This is a genomic window from Devosia sp. WQ 349K1 (assembly GCF_016595685.1).
Taxonomy (GTDB): Bacteria; Pseudomonadota; Alphaproteobacteria; order Rhizobiales; family Devosiaceae; genus Devosia.
The window spans coordinates 308,204-324,775 of record NZ_JAENGO010000006.1 but is presented as its reverse complement, the minus strand read 5'-3'; the positions used below and the strand labels follow the sequence as shown (position 1 = coordinate 324,775).

The following is a 16,572-nucleotide window of genomic DNA, read 5'->3' as shown; positions in this document are numbered from 1 at the left end:
TCGTGCGCCCATATTCCATTACAAGTGGCAATGCCAATTGTCCTCTGCGATGAATGCATCGCATTGATATCGGGAAAGGAAACCTGAATGGCTGAATATGACCGTCAGACCCTCGGTGCGCGGGCCGGCTCGGCCTTGGCCATCGATGAGGGCCTTCGCAGCTACATGCTCAAGGTCTATAATTACATGGGCCTTGGCCTCGTAATTACTGGTCTTGTTGCGTTTTTCGCGTCACAAGCTGCTGTGACCGCCGACCCATCTAGCGCTGTTGCTCAGCTTGGTAATGGCCAGTATCTGACCAACTGGGGTGCACTCCTCTTCACCAGCCCTCTGGCTTGGGTGATCATGCTTGCGCCTCTCGGCTTCGTGCTGGTGCTGAGCTTCGGCATCAACAAGCTTTCCGTTCCGGCAGCTCAGGGCGTGTTCTGGGCCTTTGCCGCGATCATGGGCTTGTCGCTGTCGTCGATCTTCCTCGTTTATACCGGCGCCTCGATCGCTAAGGTGTTTTTCATCACCGCCGCCACCTTCGGCGCGATGAGCCTTTATGGTTACACCACCAAGCGTGACCTGACCGGCATGGGCAATTTCCTGATGATGGGCCTGATCGGCATCATCATCGCGTCGATCGTCAACATCTTCATGCAGTCGAGCATGATGGACTTCATCATCTCGGTGGTTGGTGTGCTTATCTTCACAGGTCTGACCGCCTATGACACCCAGAAGATCAAGGAAAGCTACTCGGCATCCTTTGGTGCAGACGTGATGGCAAAGAACGCCATTATGGGCGCGCTGAGCCTCTACATGGACTTCATCAACCTGTTCATGATGCTGCTCCGCCTGTTCGGCAACCGCGAGTAGTCAGAAACCGTCGTGTGATTGGTAAAATCACGCGAATTGGTTGGACGAAAAATCAGGCCGCAGTCTAAAAAGACTGTGGCCTTTTCATTTTCGGCGCAATCTCATGAGCGACTACACACTGCGTGCCTTCACCTGGTCCGACGTTCCCGCCATCACTCGGATTTACAAGCACTACGTCGATAACACCGCCATCACCTTTGATACCGAGGCCCCAAACGAAGCGGGGATCGCTGAAAAATACGCGGCCCTCATCGAGTTTGGCCATCCGGTCATTATTGCCGAACGCGATGGGCGTGTTGTCGGTTATGCCTATGCCAGCTTCTACCGCCCACGCGCGGCCTATCGGTTCACCTGCGAGGATTCGATTTATCTCGATCCAGCCGAAAAGGGGCGTGGTTTAGGAAAGTTGATGCTGACCGAGCTGCTGGCCCAAGCCAAAGCTTTTGGCTTTAAGCAGATGCTGGCCGTAATCACGTCGGACACGGCCAATTCCATCGGCATCCATGAAAAATTCGGTTTTGAGCGCGTCGGCTATTACAGTGCTGTCGGGTATAAATTCGACCGTTGGCACGACATCGTGCATTTGCAAAAGGCGCTGTAGGGCGATTAGGACGAAAGCTTCTTACTCATGGGGTAGCCGTTGACCCGGCGCCCCGTGGCCTGCGGTCCGTTTACATGCCATCCGCGCTGTTCGTAAATCGCAAGCGCGGTGGCAGTCGCTTCGAGCGTCGCGATAGCGTAACCAAGGGTCACAAGCTCTGCTTCCATATGCGCGAGCAAAGCAGTGCTTACACCCGATCCGCGCGTTGAAGGCGATATATAGTTGAGCTGAATTTGGCCATCTCGGTTGAATGCACTCACCCCGACAACGCTGCCATCCCGCTCAGCGACAAGCATGCTGAGTTCGGCATTCGAAAGCATCTCAACTGGCCCCAGCGGGGATTTATTGCGGGTCCAGGCGGCGATCGCCTCAGCATCATCACTGTGATCGGCTGTGCACAGTTGGGTGATCGAGGAAATGAGAACGCGGCTCATGTCTGGTGCGTCTGCCACAGTCGCTGGCCGGATGATCAGGCTCACCCGATCAAAACCAAGTCAGGATCAAGGACCCGAAGAACTTGCGGCAGCTCGTGGCCGCGTTTGAGGATGCGGCCCTCCTGATTGGTCACCAGATACTGGCCTTGTTTGGCGCGAAGCTTCGGGTTCTTCTCGATGACGAAAAGGGGGCGCTCGGACACGCGCGCATAAATGGAGAACAGCGCCCGGTCTTTGAGAAAGTCCATGGCATAGTCCCGCCATTCGCCAGCGCCGACCTTCTTGCCGTAGACGTTGAGGATGATCATCAGCTCGCGCTTGTCAAAAGCCACGATGGGATCAATGCGTCGCGTTGGGGGCGCACTCGTTTCGTTGGTGTGAACCAATGATAGGGTCGGCAGCGGTGGTGTAGAGCCTTGCACCTCGTCGCAACTCCTCAAGGCGAAAACAAATCAACGTTCGATCTTGCTGTATGATTGACCGAAAGACTGCTGACATCAAGTTGAGATCAAATACCCCAATTCGGTCATCTTTTGTCCCTGTCCTTGCCAAAATGACGAGCAATGATTTGATCATTGCCTCCATTGGTGATGGTCGGTCTTACCAGCCCCCAACCCCTGATCGGCTGTCACCAAGCCTACTGCGACTCCCAAAGTCCGCAACGCTCGTCTCCACTGGAGGCGAGCGTCTTTTTTTACGGGTTGTAGGACGCTGCAGCTAAGATCGTGCCGGGCAAATCATTGCGATCGTCTTGCAGTAAAATGGCAACACCCAACCCGTCTGCAGAAAGGGAACTGAGCGAAATTTCGAACTCAGCGCCTTCTGTTGAGGTCCAGTTCCCCAGATGCTCCCGGTCCGTGACGACATAGTGGAATGGGAGGGACTGCCCCTCGTTCTCTCCCCCGCCAATTGGGGTTACGATCGAAGGGATATAGGTCACAGCCCACACACTCGCATTATCGACGCTAGGCTCTGGGGGGATTGCCACTTTTAACGTGTCGCCCGTCTTGTCGAGGGTGATTGGCACGCTGAGCTGCGCCGATGCGATGGCGCGGCGCACTTCATCCTCACGCGAGCCGACCAGCCCTTGGTGGCCATTGATAACCATCTGGGGCGTAAAAATTCGCGATGCGCCCCAACGCTTATTATAGGCGCGTTGACGGTCGGAATTTTCGCGACTGCCGAAATCATCGGTCCAGCCCATAAAGTCCCAATAGTCGACGTGATAAGCCAGCGTAACGATGTTGCTGTGCTGGCCGAGCTCCGCGAGTAGGGCCTCCGCAGGAGGGCATTGCGCACAGCCCTGACTGGTAAATAGCTCGACTACGGCCTTGGTGTCGGTGGTGAATTGGTCCCCGTTGGCTGGACCCATGGCGGTCCAAGCAGCAAAGAGCAAAGCAATTGCAGCGCGTTTATTCGGCGTCCTCATAGCCCTAATGTAAGCGTCCTGACGCTGGCCTGCCTAGTCACATGGCGGTGATTTCGTTCGTGGACTGAATTGTTGCAGAGCCGGAATAAAAAATGGCGGCCAAGAAGGCCGCCATTTCTAGAATTGTCAGTCTGGTGCCGCTTACGCAGCAACGAGGCTGCGCAGCACGTAGTGCAGGATGCCGCCGTTCTTGTAGTAGTCGAGCTCGTTGGCGGTATCGATGCGGCAACGGGTGACGACATTGAGCACGTCGCCATTGGCGCGCGTGATCTTGATCGTGACATTGGCGCGTGGCTCGATGGATTCAACACCGGCGATATCGACGGTTTCAGTGCCATCAAGGCCAAGGGTCTGCCAGCTTTCGCCTTCAGCGAACTGCAGTGGAATAATGCCCATGCCGACGAGGTTCGAGCGGTGAATACGTTCAAAGCTCTGTGCAATCACGGCCTTTACGCCAAGAAGATTGGTGCCCTTAGCGGCCCAGTCACGCGAGGAGCCGGTGCCGTATTCTTTGCCTGCGAAGATGACCAGCGGTGTGCCTGCAGCCTGATAGGCCATGGCAGCATCATAGATCGCCATCTGCGAGCCATCAGGCCCGAGGGTGAAGCCGCCTTCAACGCCATCCAGCATCTGGTTCTTGATGCGGATGTTGGCGAAGGTGCCGCGCATCATGACGTCGTGGCTACCACGGCGTGCGCCGTAGGAGTTGAAGTCCTTTGGCGCCACCTGACGTTCTGTGAGGTACTTCCCGGCTGGGGTGTTCGGCTTGAACGAGCCGGCTGGGGAGATGTGGTCGGTCGTGATGGAGTCGAGGAAGAGCGCGAGAACGCGGGCCGAGACCACGTCGGTCACCGGCTTTGGTTCCATGGTCAGACCATCGAAGTATGGAGGGTTTTGAACATAGGTGGAAGCGGAGTTCCAACCGTAGGTTTCCCCGCCTTCTACCGAAATCGCCTGCCAGTGCTCGTCGCCCTTAAAGACGTCGGAATAGCGCTTGCGGAACATGTCGGCAGTGACGTGCTCGCGCACGATTTCGGCGATCTCGTGGTTGGTTGGCCAGATGTCCTTTAGGTAGACCGGCTGTCCGTTCTTGCCCGTGCCAAGTGGCTGGGTGGTGATGTCGATGTTGAGCGTGCCCAAGAGAGCGTAAGCAACAACCAATGGCGGGGACGCCAGATAGTTGGCGCGAACATCTGGGTTCACACGGCCTTCAAAGTTACGGTTGCCCGAGAGAACCGAGGCTGCAACGAGCTTATTTTCGTTGATCGTATCGGAAATGGCCTGCGGCAGCGGGCCGGAGTTGCCGATACAGGTGGTGCAGCCATAGCCAACGAGGTTGAACCCGATAGCGTCAAGATCGTCCTGTAGTCCTGCAGCGGTCAGATAGTCGGTCACAACCTGCGAGCCAGGTGCGAGCGAAGTTTTCACCCACGGCTTGGAATTGAGGCCAAGCGCTCGAGCCTTACGAGCGACAAGGCCCGCAGCGACCAGAACCGAAGGGTTCGAGGTGTTGGTGCAGGAGGTGATAGCCGCGATCACAACCGAACCGTCAGAAATACCGTAGTCAAAACCCTTGACCGGGAACGCTGCTTCTTCCGGAATGTCGGCAACGCCATTGGCGCCTTCGTCAACAAAACGGGATTCCTGCTTGTCGGCAGGTAGCTTGGTGCGTTCAATACGGCCGCCGGAAAGTTCCGGCAGAGCGTCGGCAAACGCGGTCGTGACGTTCTTCAGCGCAACGCGATCCTGCGGACGCTTTGGACCCGAAAGGGACGGAACAACGGTTGCCAGATCAAGCTCAAGCGTCGAGGTGAAGACTGGGTCTTCGCTCTCGGTGGTGCGGAACATGCCCTGAGCCTTGGAGTAGGCTTCAACCAGCGCAACGCGATCAGCGTCACGGCCAGTGGTGGCAAGGAACTTTAGCGTGTCAGCATCGACGGGGAAGTAGCCGCAGGTGGCGCCATATTCTGGGGCCATGTTGGCGATGGTCGCCTGATCTTCGAGGCTGAGGTAATCAAGGCCCGGGCCGTAGAACTCAACGAACTTACCAACCACGCCCTTCTTACGGAGCATTTCGGTGACGGTGAGAACCAAGTCGGTTGCGGTGATGCCTTCGTTGATCTTGCCGGTCAGCTTGAAGCCAACGACTTCCGGGATCAGCATGGAAATCGGCTGGCCGAGCATGGCCGCTTCCGCTTCAATGCCGCCAACGCCCCAACCAAGCACAGCCATGCCATTGACCATGGTGGTGTGCGAGTCGGTGCCAACGAGGGTGTCTGGGTAAGCGACGGTTTCGCCGTTTTCGGTCTTGGTCCAGACGGTCTGGGCCAAATATTCGAGGTTCACCTGGTGACAGATGCCGGTACCGGGCGGAACCACGCGGAAGTTATCAAAGGCCGATTGGCCCCAGCGCAAGAATTCATAGCGCTCAACATTGCGCTCATATTCGAGCTCAACGTTCTGCTGGAATGCCAGTGGGGTGCCGAAGCTGTCCACCATCACCGAGTGGTCGATCACGAGGTCGACAGGAACCAGCGGATTGATCTTCTGCGGGTTCGCGCCGAGCTTAGCCGTCGCGTCACGCATCGCAGCAAGGTCAACAACAGCCGGAACGCCGGTGAAATCCTGCATCAGCACGCGGGCTGGGCGATATTGAATTTCATATTCAGACGTACGGGTGACCAGCCATTCGGCGATCGCCTGAATGTCCTCTTTCTTCACCGTGCGGTTGTCTTCGAAGCGCAGCAGGTTTTCCAGCACCACCTTCATGGAGCTCGGAAGCTTGGAAACGCCCTTAAGGCCGTTCTTTTCTGCTTCAACAATCGAATAATATGTGTAGGTCTTTCCGCCGACGGTGAGCGTCGATTTAGATTTGAAGCTGTCTATGGTTGACACGATGCTCCGCCCTTCTTGCTGCTGAAACGGGTTTTCCAAGGCAAGTGGGGCCGGGAGAAAATCCGCGTTTTCTGGAATGACTCCAATCTTCAAGGGTTATAGTCAATAGGATTAGGCCTTGCCAGTCATCCGTGAGGTTCAATACGAGATGGGGCCATGACGCATCGGCAAGTCCAATTTTCAGTTTTTATCAAGGCTCTCGATCTCTGCTTCGGGCGTGGCGAATCCATGCTCGGACATGTTGATAGGCTTGAAGTTTCTCCCGGCGAAGGTCTGCTTTTGCGTGGGCCAAACGGGGTCGGTAAATCGACCCTATTGTTGACTCTCGCAGGGCTCATTCCAGCTCTCGATGGCACAATAGAATTCGTCGGACATGACCCCGAAGATGGGCCTGCGGCGCATTATTGCGGTCACAAAAACGCGGTGAGGGCGCGGCTCGGTGTCGCAGAGACCCTCGGGTTCTGGGCCGGCCTGAACGGACGGACTGGCGTTTCTATTGACGACGCGCTTGGTGCTGTGGGGCTCACGCAGGCCGCGCGTTTGGATGCAGGCTATTTGTCTGCGGGGCAGCAACGGCGTTTGGCTCTAGCCCGCCTTTTGGTGTCAGAACGGCCAGTGTGGTTCCTCGATGAACCAACGGCGGCGCTCGATACTGCTGGGCAGGCTTTGCTGGCGGAGCTTTTGCGCCAACATTTGGCGCGCGGTGGCAGCGCCGTAATCGCCACGCATGATGACATCCCGGTTGAAGGGCTACGGGTCTACCAATTGGGAGCGAAAGCATGAGCGGATTTTGGAGCGTTGTATGCCGTGAGATTCGTTTGGCGCTGACCGGGGGCGGGGAAGTTCTCACCCTCTTGCTGTTCTTCATCATTACCGGGGCAATCGTGCCCTTTGCCATTGGCCCTGATAAGGAATTGCTCGCGCGGATCGCGCCGGGGATTGTCTGGATCGCAGCGTTCTTGGCGATGTTACTAGGGCTTGATCGCCTGTTCCGCGCAGACCGTGAAGACGGCACGCTGGCCCTCTATCGTATGGCTGATACGCCGCTGTCGGCGATCATTCTGGCTAAAATAATTGGCTATTGGTTGGTCTGCGCTGTGCCATTGATTGTGGCGTCGCCCGTATTGGCTATTCTGCTGGCTATGGAGCTGGACGCATGGTGGCGGACATTCCTGTCACTATTGGCTGGAACACCGGCTCTGGCCGCTTTTGGTGGATTTGGTGCTGCGGTAACCGTGGCAATTCGGCGCGGCGGATTGCTGGCGCCAATCCTAATAGCGCCATTGTGCGTACCCATCTTAATCTTCGGTGTGGGCGCGATTTCCCCCATCGGGGGGCCGGATCAGGGGAGCGCAGCAATGCTGTTTCTAGCAGCACTTAGTCTAATGGCGGTGGCATTGTCTCCCTTTGCTGCCGCGCTTGCGATAAATGGAGGGGAGGAGTAAGGCCCGCCTATGAGCACTGATAACACCCCCAAAATGAGTTGGTGGAACCGGATCGCGCATCCTGGTTTCTTTATCCAATGGACCCGTCCGCTGATCTGGCCGCTGGTGATCATCACCGCTGTGCTGTTCGTGCTGGGCGTCTACTATTCATTCTTCGTCTCGCCCCCAGAAAAATACATGGGCGACACGGTGCGCATTATGTATGTGCACGTGCCGACAGCCTGGCTGAGCCAGTTCGTCTATGCGGCGATGACGGTTTCTGCATTGGGTACGTTGATCTGGCGTCACCCAATGGCGGATGTCTCGATGAAGGCCGCGGCGCCGATGGGCGCTTTGTTCACCGCACTGGCGCTGTTCACCGGCTCCATGTGGGGTCGCCCGACCTGGGGCACGTTCTGGGAATGGGACGGTCGCATGACCTCCACCCTGATCATGCTGTTCATCTATCTCGGCCTGATCGCACTGTGGCGCGCCTTCGATGACCAGCTGCGTGCTGGCCGCATCGTGGCGATCTTCACCCTCGTGGGTGCAGTCAACATTCCGATCATCAAGTTCTCGGTGGACTGGTGGTCGACCCTGCATCAGCCCGCCAGTGTCTTCACGGCTGAAGGCCCGAAGATGCCTGCAGAAATTCTTACCCCGCTCTTCCTGATGATGTTTGCATTCACCTTCATGTTTGGTGTGTTGCAGCTGATTTCGATGCATACCGAAGTGCGCCGTCGCCGTGTGGCGACCTTAGAACGCAAGCTCGCACGCGGAGGCGCAGCATGATTGAGCTCGGAGCCCATGCTGGGTTTATTGTTATCTCGTGGGCTGTCAGCACCTTGGCGGTATTGGCCTTGGCGGCCAAGGTTGTTTATGACAGCCGTAAGGTCAGCAAGCGTCTGGAAGAACTCGGCGACAAGCGAGGTTAAGATGCGATACCTGCTCTTCGTTCTACCGCTCGCTCTATTGGCCGCGCTCGTGGCCATTTTCGCAACGTCGATGGATCGGGACACAGACCTGATCCGCTCGGTGCTGATCGATAAGCCGGCGCCGGACTTCACCATGGCTGCTCTTGAGGGCAGCGGGGTGCCGGGTTTTTCTACGGAAACGCTCAAGGGGGAAGTGACACTGGTGAACGTATTCGCCAGCTGGTGCATTCCGTGCCGCGACGAGCATCCATTGCTCGAGCAGATTAGTGATGTGACAGGCATTCGGATTTTCGGCATCAACCAGGCGGATGTGCCAGACAATGCGCTGGCCTTCCTCACTGAGCTGGGCAATCCCTATGCAGCCATTGGTGTAGATGCGAACCGCCGTGTCTCAATCGATTGGGGCGTTTATGGCGTTCCTGAGACCTTCTTGGTGGATGCGGAAGGCACAATTGTTTTCAAGCACACCGGTCCGTTGAGTGTTGAGGCAATCAGCAAAAACCTCATTCCAGCCATAGAAACGGCGCGAAGCTGATTCATTCAGCTTCCGTTCAGCCTGACGCTGTCAGGGTGACACCGTTCCGAAACGGATGAGTAAACGCGATGCGTCGATTGATGAATTTTATGCGCCAAGACCTAGGACTTTCGACAGTCGAATGTGTCCTTGTCGCAGCCATTATCACCGTCGCGACAACATTTGCCGTTTCGGCGGCTGGCTACAACATCACCGATATTCTGGGGTGATGATCAGCATATCTCACCAGCGTTCAGAAATCGCTGGTGAGGCCCTTAATTTCCCAATCGCTGTATCGCACCGGATCGAGCCCGCCGCGGCCGCCTTTTTCTTTCGGTGCCATTGCGGTCTTTGCATCAATTTCAAGTCGACGGGCCTCAGCCTCAGCAAGCGCGCGCTGCGCTTGCGGGGAGAGCACCTTGATTGGCGCGGTCTCGTTATTGGCCTCAGAGCCGGCTTGAGCTGCGATATTTTCGTTCATAAGCAAAAACCAAATGGGTAAACTATGCTGGTGCCTTGCATGGAACCGCCATGCGCACAACATAGTTGCGAAGACGACTTAACCCAAGAGGTTCCGCCCATGTCCAACACGTTACGCACTTTTGCGCTGCTCGCAGGCATGACGGCGCTGTTTATGGTCGTCGGCTATTTCATCGGCGGCAACGGCGGCATGATCATGGCGCTGCTCTTTGCTGCTGGCACCAATATTTTTGCTTTCTGGAATTCAGACAAAATGGTGCTGCGCATGCAGGGCGCAGTCCCCGTTGAGCGTAGTCGCGCGCCCGAGCTTTATGACATGGTCGATGCACTTTCAAAGCGTGCTGGCATCCCCACGCCCGCCGTCTATGTCATCGAGACCGATCAGCCCAACGCCTTCGCGACCGGCCGCGATCCGAATAATGCCGCTGTTGCAGTGTCCTCGGGGCTGCTGCGGCAGTTGGACCCGCGCGAAGTTGCCGGTGTTGTGGCCCATGAGTTGGCGCATATCAAAAATCGCGACACACTCACGATGACTATTACCGCCACCTTCGCAGGCGCCATTTCGGCTCTGGCTCAGTTTGGCCTCTTCTTCGGGGGCGGTAACAATCGCGACAACCCACTGGGTGGTGTTGGTGCTATTCTCATGGTGTTCCTCGCCCCAGTCGCTGCGATGATCGTGCAAATGGCGGTCAGCCGTACGCGCGAGTATGAGGCTGACAAGCTCGGCGCGATCATTGCCAATGACCCGCTGGCGCTGGCTTCCGCACTCAACAAGATTGCCACGCTCTCCGGGCGGCAGGTCAATGTGGCGGCCGAACGCAACCCCGCAATGGCTCATATGTACATCTCAAATCCGCTGAGCGGCGCGCGTATGGACAATTTGTTCTCCACGCACCCGGACACGGCCAACCGCATTCAGGCACTGCAAAGGCTTGCGGCGGAAATGCGAGTAGATCATAACACCTCAAATTCGCGCCCCCGTCCGCAGGCAGCTCGTCCGAGCAGCACATCAACCGCGACGGGATGGCGTACACCGACCGTGAAGCGTAACGATGATGACAGTGGTACGCGCGGTCCTTGGGGCTAAGAAACACATTGGCGCATAAACCAGATCCGGCAGGGCTAAAGCTCCGCCTCGTTGCTGCTCAGAAACTGAAGTCCGTTTTGGCTGGCGAACATTTTGCGCCACTAACGGCAGCAGATCTAAACGACGGTCGCGACAGGGCGCTCGCCAATCGCCTCATCACCACGGCGCTGCGTCGCCAAGGCCAGATTAACCTGATGCTGGCGGAGCTACTCGAGAAGGGTATGCCGCCGCGTTCGGGCACATTCGAGGCGGTCTTGCGCTTGGCGTTGGCGCAGCTGGTTTATTTGCCCGATCTGGGCGCGCATTCGGCGCTGTTCCTTGCTGTTGAAGCGCTCAAACGCGACAGCAAGGCCCGCCACCTCACTGGGCTGATGAATGCCGTTCTGCGTAAGGCGCAGGCAAATTCGGCGCGCTATGCGTTGGATGGCGATGATCTTGATCTTATTCCAGAAACCTTGTTCGGCCGCTGGGCTACTGCATACGGCGATGAGGCGATGCCGGCCTTCGCTGAGGCGCTGATCACCGGCGCGCCACTTGATCTGACCTTGCGCGATGACAGTGACCAGTTGGTCGATGCGCTCAATGCCGAGCGTTTGAACGCCGACAGTGTTCGCGTTGAAAGCCGTGATCGTCCGGTTGAAGCTCTTGTTGGCTATGACGAAGGCAAATGGTGGGTTCAGGATGCTGCTTCCGCCTTGCCTGCGCGCCTCTTCAAGCTCAACGTGGGGAGCACGGTTATCGACCTCTGCGCTGCCCCAGGGGGTAAGACTGCTCAGCTCAGCAAAGCTGGCTACAAGGTCACTGCGCTCGATAGCGACGGCAAGCGCCTTGAACGCCTCAAGAGCAATATGTTGCGTCTCGGCTATGCTCCTGAGGTGATTGAGGGCGACGCAACGACCTACCAGCCAGCAGAGCCGGTCGATGGCATTTTGCTTGATGCGCCGTGTTCCGCCACGGGCACTTTCCGTCGTCACCCTGAGGTTCTGTGGAGCCGCACCCTTGCCGATATCGCAGGTCGCAAGAGGTTGCAGCAGGCCATGATCAAGAATGCGGTTGCAGCGCTTAAGCCCAACGGCACGCTCATCTATTGCGTCTGCTCGCTGGAGCCAGAAGAGGGCGAAGAGCAGGTAGACTGGATCAAAGCCAATCTAAAAACTGTGACGCTCGATCCGATCCTCGCTGAAGAGGTGCCTGGTCTCGAAGCTGCCGTTAGTGCTGCGGGACTGCTGCGCACTCATCCTGGCATGTCGCCCAATCAACTTGCTGGGGGCATGGATGGCTTCTTCGTGGCGCGCTTCCGTCGAACAGGGTAAACCTTTCCTAAATATGGGGCGCGGTGAAGGCGGTCCGGGAATAGGTAGTGATAGTTAAGTATCCCGAGTTGGCGGCGAATTACTCTTCTGGTGAAGGGGTTGCATTGTGAGCGGGCGGCTAACCAAAGCCGGTCGCAACTTTGTGCTGGGCGTCGCCGATTCGCTTATTACAACGCCATTGATGCGGTGGACTTGGCGCGGCCAGATCGACCACGCCTTTGCAGGTGATCTGCCCGATTACCGCCCCGCGGATCGCGACGCTGTGCGCGAAATGATGTCAGGTCGTTATCTTCTGGCCTCTAAGCTGGTTGAAACCGGCGGCGCCTCCCCGTTCACTGTTGAGCCTGATCACTTAGACTGGTGGAATAACCTCCATAGTTTCTCGTGGCTCCGGCACTTCCGTGACGTACGAGATCCGGGTGAGAAGCTTTTCGCGCGCACTTTGGTGCTCGATTGGATCCTCAAAGAAGGTGGGTTTGAAAGCGATAGCTGGACCCTCACCCTCACGGGTCAGCGCATGCTAAACTGGCTGCGCTATCTGACGCTCATTCTTGATGGCGCAACGCCGGATCAAGCAAAGACCATTCACCGGTCAATAGCCATGCAGGTCCAGAGCTTGCGGGTTCGCGGTGGCTTGGCGGCCGACCCTGTGGAAGCACTCTATGCGGCGATGGGCGTTTTGGGGGCTGAGCTGTCGAGCGTAGCCGATGAGCCCGATTTGGGCCCGGCAGTGGCGCGCGTCGATGCGCTTCTTGGCAAGCAGATAGACACAGATGGGCTCCACCTATCTCGCAGCCCCAAGGTGCAACTGGCACTGCTAGTTGAGCTTGCGACCCTCAAGCGCGCTGCAGGTCGCCATGGCAGCGCCTCGATGGCCGATCTGGCGAACAAGATTGATCACATGCACGAGGCGCTGGACGCGTTGACATTGTCGAGCGGCGAACCGGTGTATTTTAATGGCACCGGTCAGCTGCCTCACGATATTTTGGTCGCCCTACAATCGATCACGCCGACCCAACCGCGAAAATCGCGCCTGCTTGGTGGTTACGGCATTATGCGGGACGGCAATACGGTCGTCGTCTGCGACTCCGGTATTCAACCGCCCACCGGCTTTGACGGCGAAGCACACGCCAGTGCGTTAGCTTTCGAGTTTTCCTATGGCAGCGAGCTGGTGGTGGGCAATTGTGGTCCCGCGCCGTCCGACCTCTTCGAGAGCCGCGACCTATTCCGTCAGGCACTGGCGCATTCGACCGCCACGATCGATGGGGAAGACGCTATCGATCCTCGTTCGTCAGCCACCCATTTCATCACGCTCGATACGGCAGAGCACATGATGATGTGCACCACCACTGGCTACGCCGGGCGGTTTGGTGTTGAAGTTGAGCGCCGGATGACGCTGTTGTCCGAGGGTACGACCCTTGTCGGCCAGGATCGAATTTTGGCCCATGGCGAGCCAAAAGGTCGCTTGGGGCTGCGCTTCCATCTCGGGCCTGGTGTTGATCTTCGCTACACCAATGGCGATGGAATGGTTCGATTGGTTTTACCTAGCGGCCGCGTGTGGAGCTTCCTTTGGGAAGGGGCGCATTTGATGGAAGAAGACAGCGTTCGCCATTCGGCGACGCGCGGCTTCCAGCGCACGCGCCAGTTGGTGCTCGAGGCCGCTGTTACCGACACCACAGAAGTTGCCTGGATCTTTACTCTCGAGCAGCCATAGAAGGCCCGAAAGGGATTGGCCTTTGAGCCGTCTCGTGGTAGCGAGCCGCACAACTCCTTCAACTTTGGCGAGAAGCTTCCATGGGCAAGACAGTAACGGTCGGGCGTGCTCTGCTTTCGGTATTCGACAAATCTGGCATGGAGGAGTTCGCGCGCGGCCTCTCTGAGGCTGGAGTGGAACTGGTATCGACTGGCGGCACGCATAAGCTGATCGCAAATTCGGGTCTTCCCGTTCGCGAAATTTCGGAGCTCACGGGCTTTCCTGAAATGATGGATGGCCGCGTAAAGACCTTGCACCCCAAGGTGCATGGCGGTCTGCTGTCGGTGCGCGATAACCCAGAGCATAAGGCATCCATGGATGAGCATGAGATCGGCCCGATCGATCTCGTTGCAGTCAATCTTTATCCGTTTGAAAAGACTGTCGCCTCGGGCGCGTCTTATGACGAAATCATCGAGAACATCGACATTGGTGGCCCGGCGATGGTGCGCTCAGCCGCAAAAAACCATGCCTATGTGACAGTGGTTGTTGATCCCGCCGACTACCCTGCGATTTTGGAAGCCATCAAGAACGGTGGCATTCCATACGAGCTGCGCCAACGCCTTGCTGCGAAGGCCTATGCCCGTACCGCTGCTTATGATGCGGCGATCTCGGCGTGGTTTGCCAAGGAAATCGAGTTCCAGGATGTCACCTATCGCTCCTTCGCCGGTACTTTGCGCGAAGTGATGCGTTATGGCGAAAACCCGCACCAATGGGCGGCCTTCTACGCCAATGGCGAGCAGCGCCCCGGGGTTGCAACGGCCAACCAAGTGCAGGGCAAAACCCTCTCCTATAACAACATCAATGATACTGACGCTGCCTTTGAACTGGTTTCGGAGTTCGACCCGAACCAGACGGCAGCCGTCGCGATCATCAAGCACGCCAACCCATGTGGTGTCGCTGTCGCCGCAGATCTGAAGACCGCTTATCTCAACGCCCTGCGCACCGACCCGGTCTCGGCCTTTGGTGGCATCGTTGCGCTCAACCGTGAGATCGACGCTGAAACAGCGACCGAAATCGTTAAGGTCTTTACCGAGGTGATCGTTGCCCCTTCTGCGACGCCGGAAGCGGAAGCGATCATTGCGGCCAAGAAGAACCTGCGTCTTTTGCTGACAGGTGGTCTGGCGGACCCCAAGGCCGATGGCCTTGTGGTGAAGTCGGTATCAGGCGGGCTCTTGGTGCAGGGGCGTGATAATCGCAATGTCGATGATTGCGAGCTCAAAGTTGTCACCAAACGCCAGCCGACTGAAGCCGAGTTGGCCGATCTCAAGCTCGCGGCAAAGGTCGCCAAGCACGTCAAATCCAACGCGATTATCTACGTGAAGGATGGCGCGACTGCAGGCATTGGCGCTGGCCAGATGAGCCGCGTAGACTCCGCTCGTGTGGCGCACCGCAAGTCCATTGATGCGGCTGAGGCTGCTGGTATTGAAGGCGCTCTGACCCAAGGTTCTGTCGTTGCGTCCGATGCGTTCTTCCCATTTGCCGATGGGCTTGAAGCGCTTGTTGCCGCTGGCGCAACAGCTGTTATCCAGCCGGGTGGATCGATGCGTGACGACGAAGTGATCGCCGCCGCCGATGCGGCCGGTATCGCAATGGTCATGACGGGCATGCGTCACTTCCGTCACTAAAATAAAACTGGGCTGCTTTCGCCTACCGCGGGAGCAGCCTTTTAATTTTGCGCAGAAGATGCACGGGGACTTCTGCGAGCGCCGGCTTGAGATCGTCAGCCGCGAAAATTGACGATACGGAGCGCGCGAAGATGGATCGGCGTCCCGCGTAACCCAGCCGCCCTGAGCGCACCAGAGCCTGCAGAAGCGAAAGCGTGTTGGGCACCGGATGGCGCCAGCTTGGGCCATATTTTGCCGTGTGCGTCTCTGGCATTTCGCTCTTCGCCAATAGAGCCGCAAGTGTCGGAAAATCAAACCCTGCGGCCTCGCCAAGGCCGATCCAGGCCCAGATGCGGGTGTTCACGTCGAGGAGCTTTAGGCTATTGTCACGCTGATCGAGTTTGAACTCAACCTCGACCAGCCCGTGATAGTGGACCGCCTCGAGGAGCCGCCGCGCCTGGGCTCCAACCTCTGGCAGCTCTACAGTTTCAACAAAGGGGCTTGTGCCAAACTCTGCCGGAAACTGACGCGAGCGCCGAGCGGTCAGGCCGCAGAGTTCAATTCCGTGATCCCACAGGCCCGCGTATGAAAATTGGGCGCTGCCGTCGCCCGGGATCAGCTCCTGCACAACAAACCCGTGTTCGCCCATATATTGCGTTGCGGCAGTGAACTTAGGCTCGAACTCAGCGATGCTATCGGCACGCCAAGCTTTGGCTTTCGTCAGCGGATTGATCTTCTCGGTTGAAGAGGGTTTGAGAACGACTGGATAGCGAATGTCCTCAGCGCTGGTCGTGTGGGCGTCTCCGTCCCAGTAGACTTTCGGGAAATCAATACCGAGCCGCTCGGCCAAGCTGCAAAGTTGCGCCTTGTCGTTCAGTTGCTCAAGGGCGGCCCAAGGCATGGTGACAAGGGAAAAATGGGCGGCAAGGGCTTCATAGTTCTGAGTCACGAATTGCACTTCGTGATCGCTGCTTGGCAAAAGCAGCCAGTTCGCAAACCCCAGCTTCAGGCTTTTCTCGAGGAAAAACTCTAGCGCATTGGATTGGTCAGGGCCCTGCCAGGCCACATGGTGCTGAATGTATCGCGAATATTGCGCGGCCGTGTGTTGGGTTGAGAAAAAGGCAACCGGGATGCCTTGTCGACCAAAACTGCGTGCCGCCGCGAGGCTGCCGTAAGATCCACCGAGAAGAATGACGCCGGGTATTTTCGTTGGCAGTAGAGTCTTTCGAGCGTCGATGGTCATAA

Annotated in this window: 18 protein-coding genes; 12 read left to right on the top strand and 6 right to left on the bottom strand. The window is 57.4% G+C overall.

Translation table 11 applies throughout. The annotated features are described in order from the left end of the window. Positions 1–87: 87 nt before the first annotated feature. Together JHL21_RS13945 and JHL21_RS13940 are read left to right on the top strand one after the other, a co-directional pair. Positions 88–858: a Bax inhibitor-1/YccA family protein gene (locus JHL21_RS13945; RefSeq protein ID WP_199532648.1), complete on the top strand. Its 771-nt coding sequence runs from the start codon at positions 88–90 to the stop codon at positions 856–858. A 103-nt stretch (positions 859–961) separates the two neighbouring features. Then, positions 962–1,459, top strand: coding sequence for a GNAT family N-acetyltransferase (locus JHL21_RS13940; RefSeq protein WP_200214105.1), 498 nt, complete (start codon positions 962–964; stop codon positions 1,457–1,459). A 5-nt stretch (positions 1,460–1,464) separates the two neighbouring features. On the opposite strand, the gene JHL21_RS13935 is transcribed toward JHL21_RS13940, so the two are convergent. The 4 genes from JHL21_RS13935 to acnA form a co-directional block, all read right to left on the bottom strand. Further along, positions 1,465–1,938 (bottom strand): GNAT family N-acetyltransferase, encoded by a 474-nt coding sequence (locus JHL21_RS13935; protein WP_200214103.1) that lies wholly within the window; start codon positions 1,936–1,938, stop codon positions 1,465–1,467. After that, on the bottom strand, positions 1,935–2,279 hold the full coding sequence (locus tag JHL21_RS13930; protein ID WP_254082068.1) for a DUF2794 domain-containing protein: 345 nt from the start codon (positions 2,277–2,279) through the stop codon (positions 1,935–1,937). The genes JHL21_RS13935 and JHL21_RS13930 overlap by 4 nt, the downstream gene beginning before the upstream one ends. A 308-nt stretch (positions 2,280–2,587) precedes the next feature. Further along, the gene (locus JHL21_RS13925; protein ID WP_200214102.1) at positions 2,588–3,322 is read right to left on the bottom strand and encodes a thioredoxin family protein; all 735 of its coding nucleotides are present in this window, start codon (positions 3,320–3,322) and stop codon (positions 2,588–2,590) included. Between the two features lie 141 nt (positions 3,323–3,463). Then, positions 3,464–6,220, bottom strand: a complete 2,757-nt coding sequence (gene acnA, locus JHL21_RS13920) for an aconitate hydratase AcnA (RefSeq protein ID WP_182396061.1) — start codon at positions 6,218–6,220, stop codon at positions 3,464–3,466. 153 nt (positions 6,221–6,373) lie between these two features. Between acnA and ccmA the strand changes: the two genes are divergently transcribed. From ccmA to JHL21_RS13890, 6 genes are all read left to right on the top strand, one after another. Further along, on the top strand, positions 6,374–7,000 hold the full coding sequence (ccmA, locus tag JHL21_RS13915; RefSeq protein ID WP_200214101.1) for a heme ABC exporter ATP-binding protein CcmA: 627 nt from the start codon (positions 6,374–6,376) through the stop codon (positions 6,998–7,000). Then, complete coding sequence (gene ccmB / locus JHL21_RS13910; protein ID WP_200214099.1) at positions 6,997–7,662, top strand: heme exporter protein CcmB; 666 nt, start codon at positions 6,997–6,999, stop codon at positions 7,660–7,662. The genes ccmA and ccmB overlap by 4 nt, the downstream gene beginning before the upstream one ends. A gap of 9 nt (positions 7,663–7,671) precedes the next feature. Continuing rightward, on the top strand, positions 7,672–8,433 hold the full coding sequence (locus tag JHL21_RS13905) for a heme ABC transporter permease (protein WP_169196569.1): 762 nt from the start codon (positions 7,672–7,674) through the stop codon (positions 8,431–8,433). After that, positions 8,430–8,576 (top strand): heme exporter protein CcmD, encoded by a 147-nt coding sequence (gene ccmD, locus JHL21_RS13900; protein ID WP_210257121.1) that lies wholly within the window; start codon positions 8,430–8,432, stop codon positions 8,574–8,576. Before JHL21_RS13905 ends, ccmD begins: the two co-directional genes overlap by 4 nt. A 1-nt stretch (position 8,577) precedes the next feature. Continuing rightward, positions 8,578–9,111, top strand: a complete 534-nt coding sequence (locus tag JHL21_RS13895) for a DsbE family thiol:disulfide interchange protein (RefSeq protein ID WP_169196568.1) — start codon at positions 8,578–8,580, stop codon at positions 9,109–9,111. A 68-nt stretch (positions 9,112–9,179) separates the two neighbouring features. Then, the gene (locus tag JHL21_RS13890; protein ID WP_169196567.1) at positions 9,180–9,320 is read left to right on the top strand and encodes a hypothetical protein; all 141 of its coding nucleotides are present in this window, start codon (positions 9,180–9,182) and stop codon (positions 9,318–9,320) included. A 23-nt stretch (positions 9,321–9,343) separates the two neighbouring features. On the opposite strand, the gene JHL21_RS13885 is transcribed toward JHL21_RS13890, so the two are convergent. Continuing rightward, the gene (locus tag JHL21_RS13885; protein ID WP_199532639.1) at positions 9,344–9,571 is read right to left on the bottom strand and encodes a DUF1674 domain-containing protein; all 228 of its coding nucleotides are present in this window, start codon (positions 9,569–9,571) and stop codon (positions 9,344–9,346) included. Between the two features lie 99 nt (positions 9,572–9,670). On the opposite strand from JHL21_RS13885, the gene htpX reads away from it, so the two are divergent. The 4 genes from htpX (at position 9,671) to purH (ending at position 15,348) form a co-directional block, all read left to right on the top strand. Next, positions 9,671–10,657, top strand: a complete 987-nt coding sequence (gene htpX / locus JHL21_RS13880) for a zinc metalloprotease HtpX (protein ID WP_200214096.1) — start codon at positions 9,671–9,673, stop codon at positions 10,655–10,657. An 8-nt stretch (positions 10,658–10,665) separates the two neighbouring features. Continuing rightward, a complete protein-coding gene (locus tag JHL21_RS13875) occupies positions 10,666–11,970 on the top strand; it encodes an RsmB/NOP family class I SAM-dependent RNA methyltransferase (protein WP_200214095.1) in 1,305 nt (434 codons plus the stop codon). 106 nt (positions 11,971–12,076) lie between these two features. Then, the gene (locus JHL21_RS18050) at positions 12,077–13,684 is read left to right on the top strand and encodes a heparinase II/III family protein (protein WP_200214093.1); all 1,608 of its coding nucleotides are present in this window, start codon (positions 12,077–12,079) and stop codon (positions 13,682–13,684) included. Between the two features lie 80 nt (positions 13,685–13,764). Beyond that, positions 13,765–15,348: a bifunctional phosphoribosylaminoimidazolecarboxamide formyltransferase/IMP cyclohydrolase gene (purH, locus tag JHL21_RS13865; protein WP_200214092.1), complete on the top strand. Its 1,584-nt coding sequence runs from the start codon at positions 13,765–13,767 to the stop codon at positions 15,346–15,348. Between the two features lie 22 nt (positions 15,349–15,370). On the opposite strand, the gene JHL21_RS13860 is transcribed toward purH, so the two are convergent. After that, the gene (locus JHL21_RS13860) at positions 15,371–16,570 is read right to left on the bottom strand and encodes an ATP-grasp domain-containing protein (protein ID WP_200214090.1); all 1,200 of its coding nucleotides are present in this window, start codon (positions 16,568–16,570) and stop codon (positions 15,371–15,373) included. Positions 16,571–16,572 lie beyond the last annotated feature (2 nt).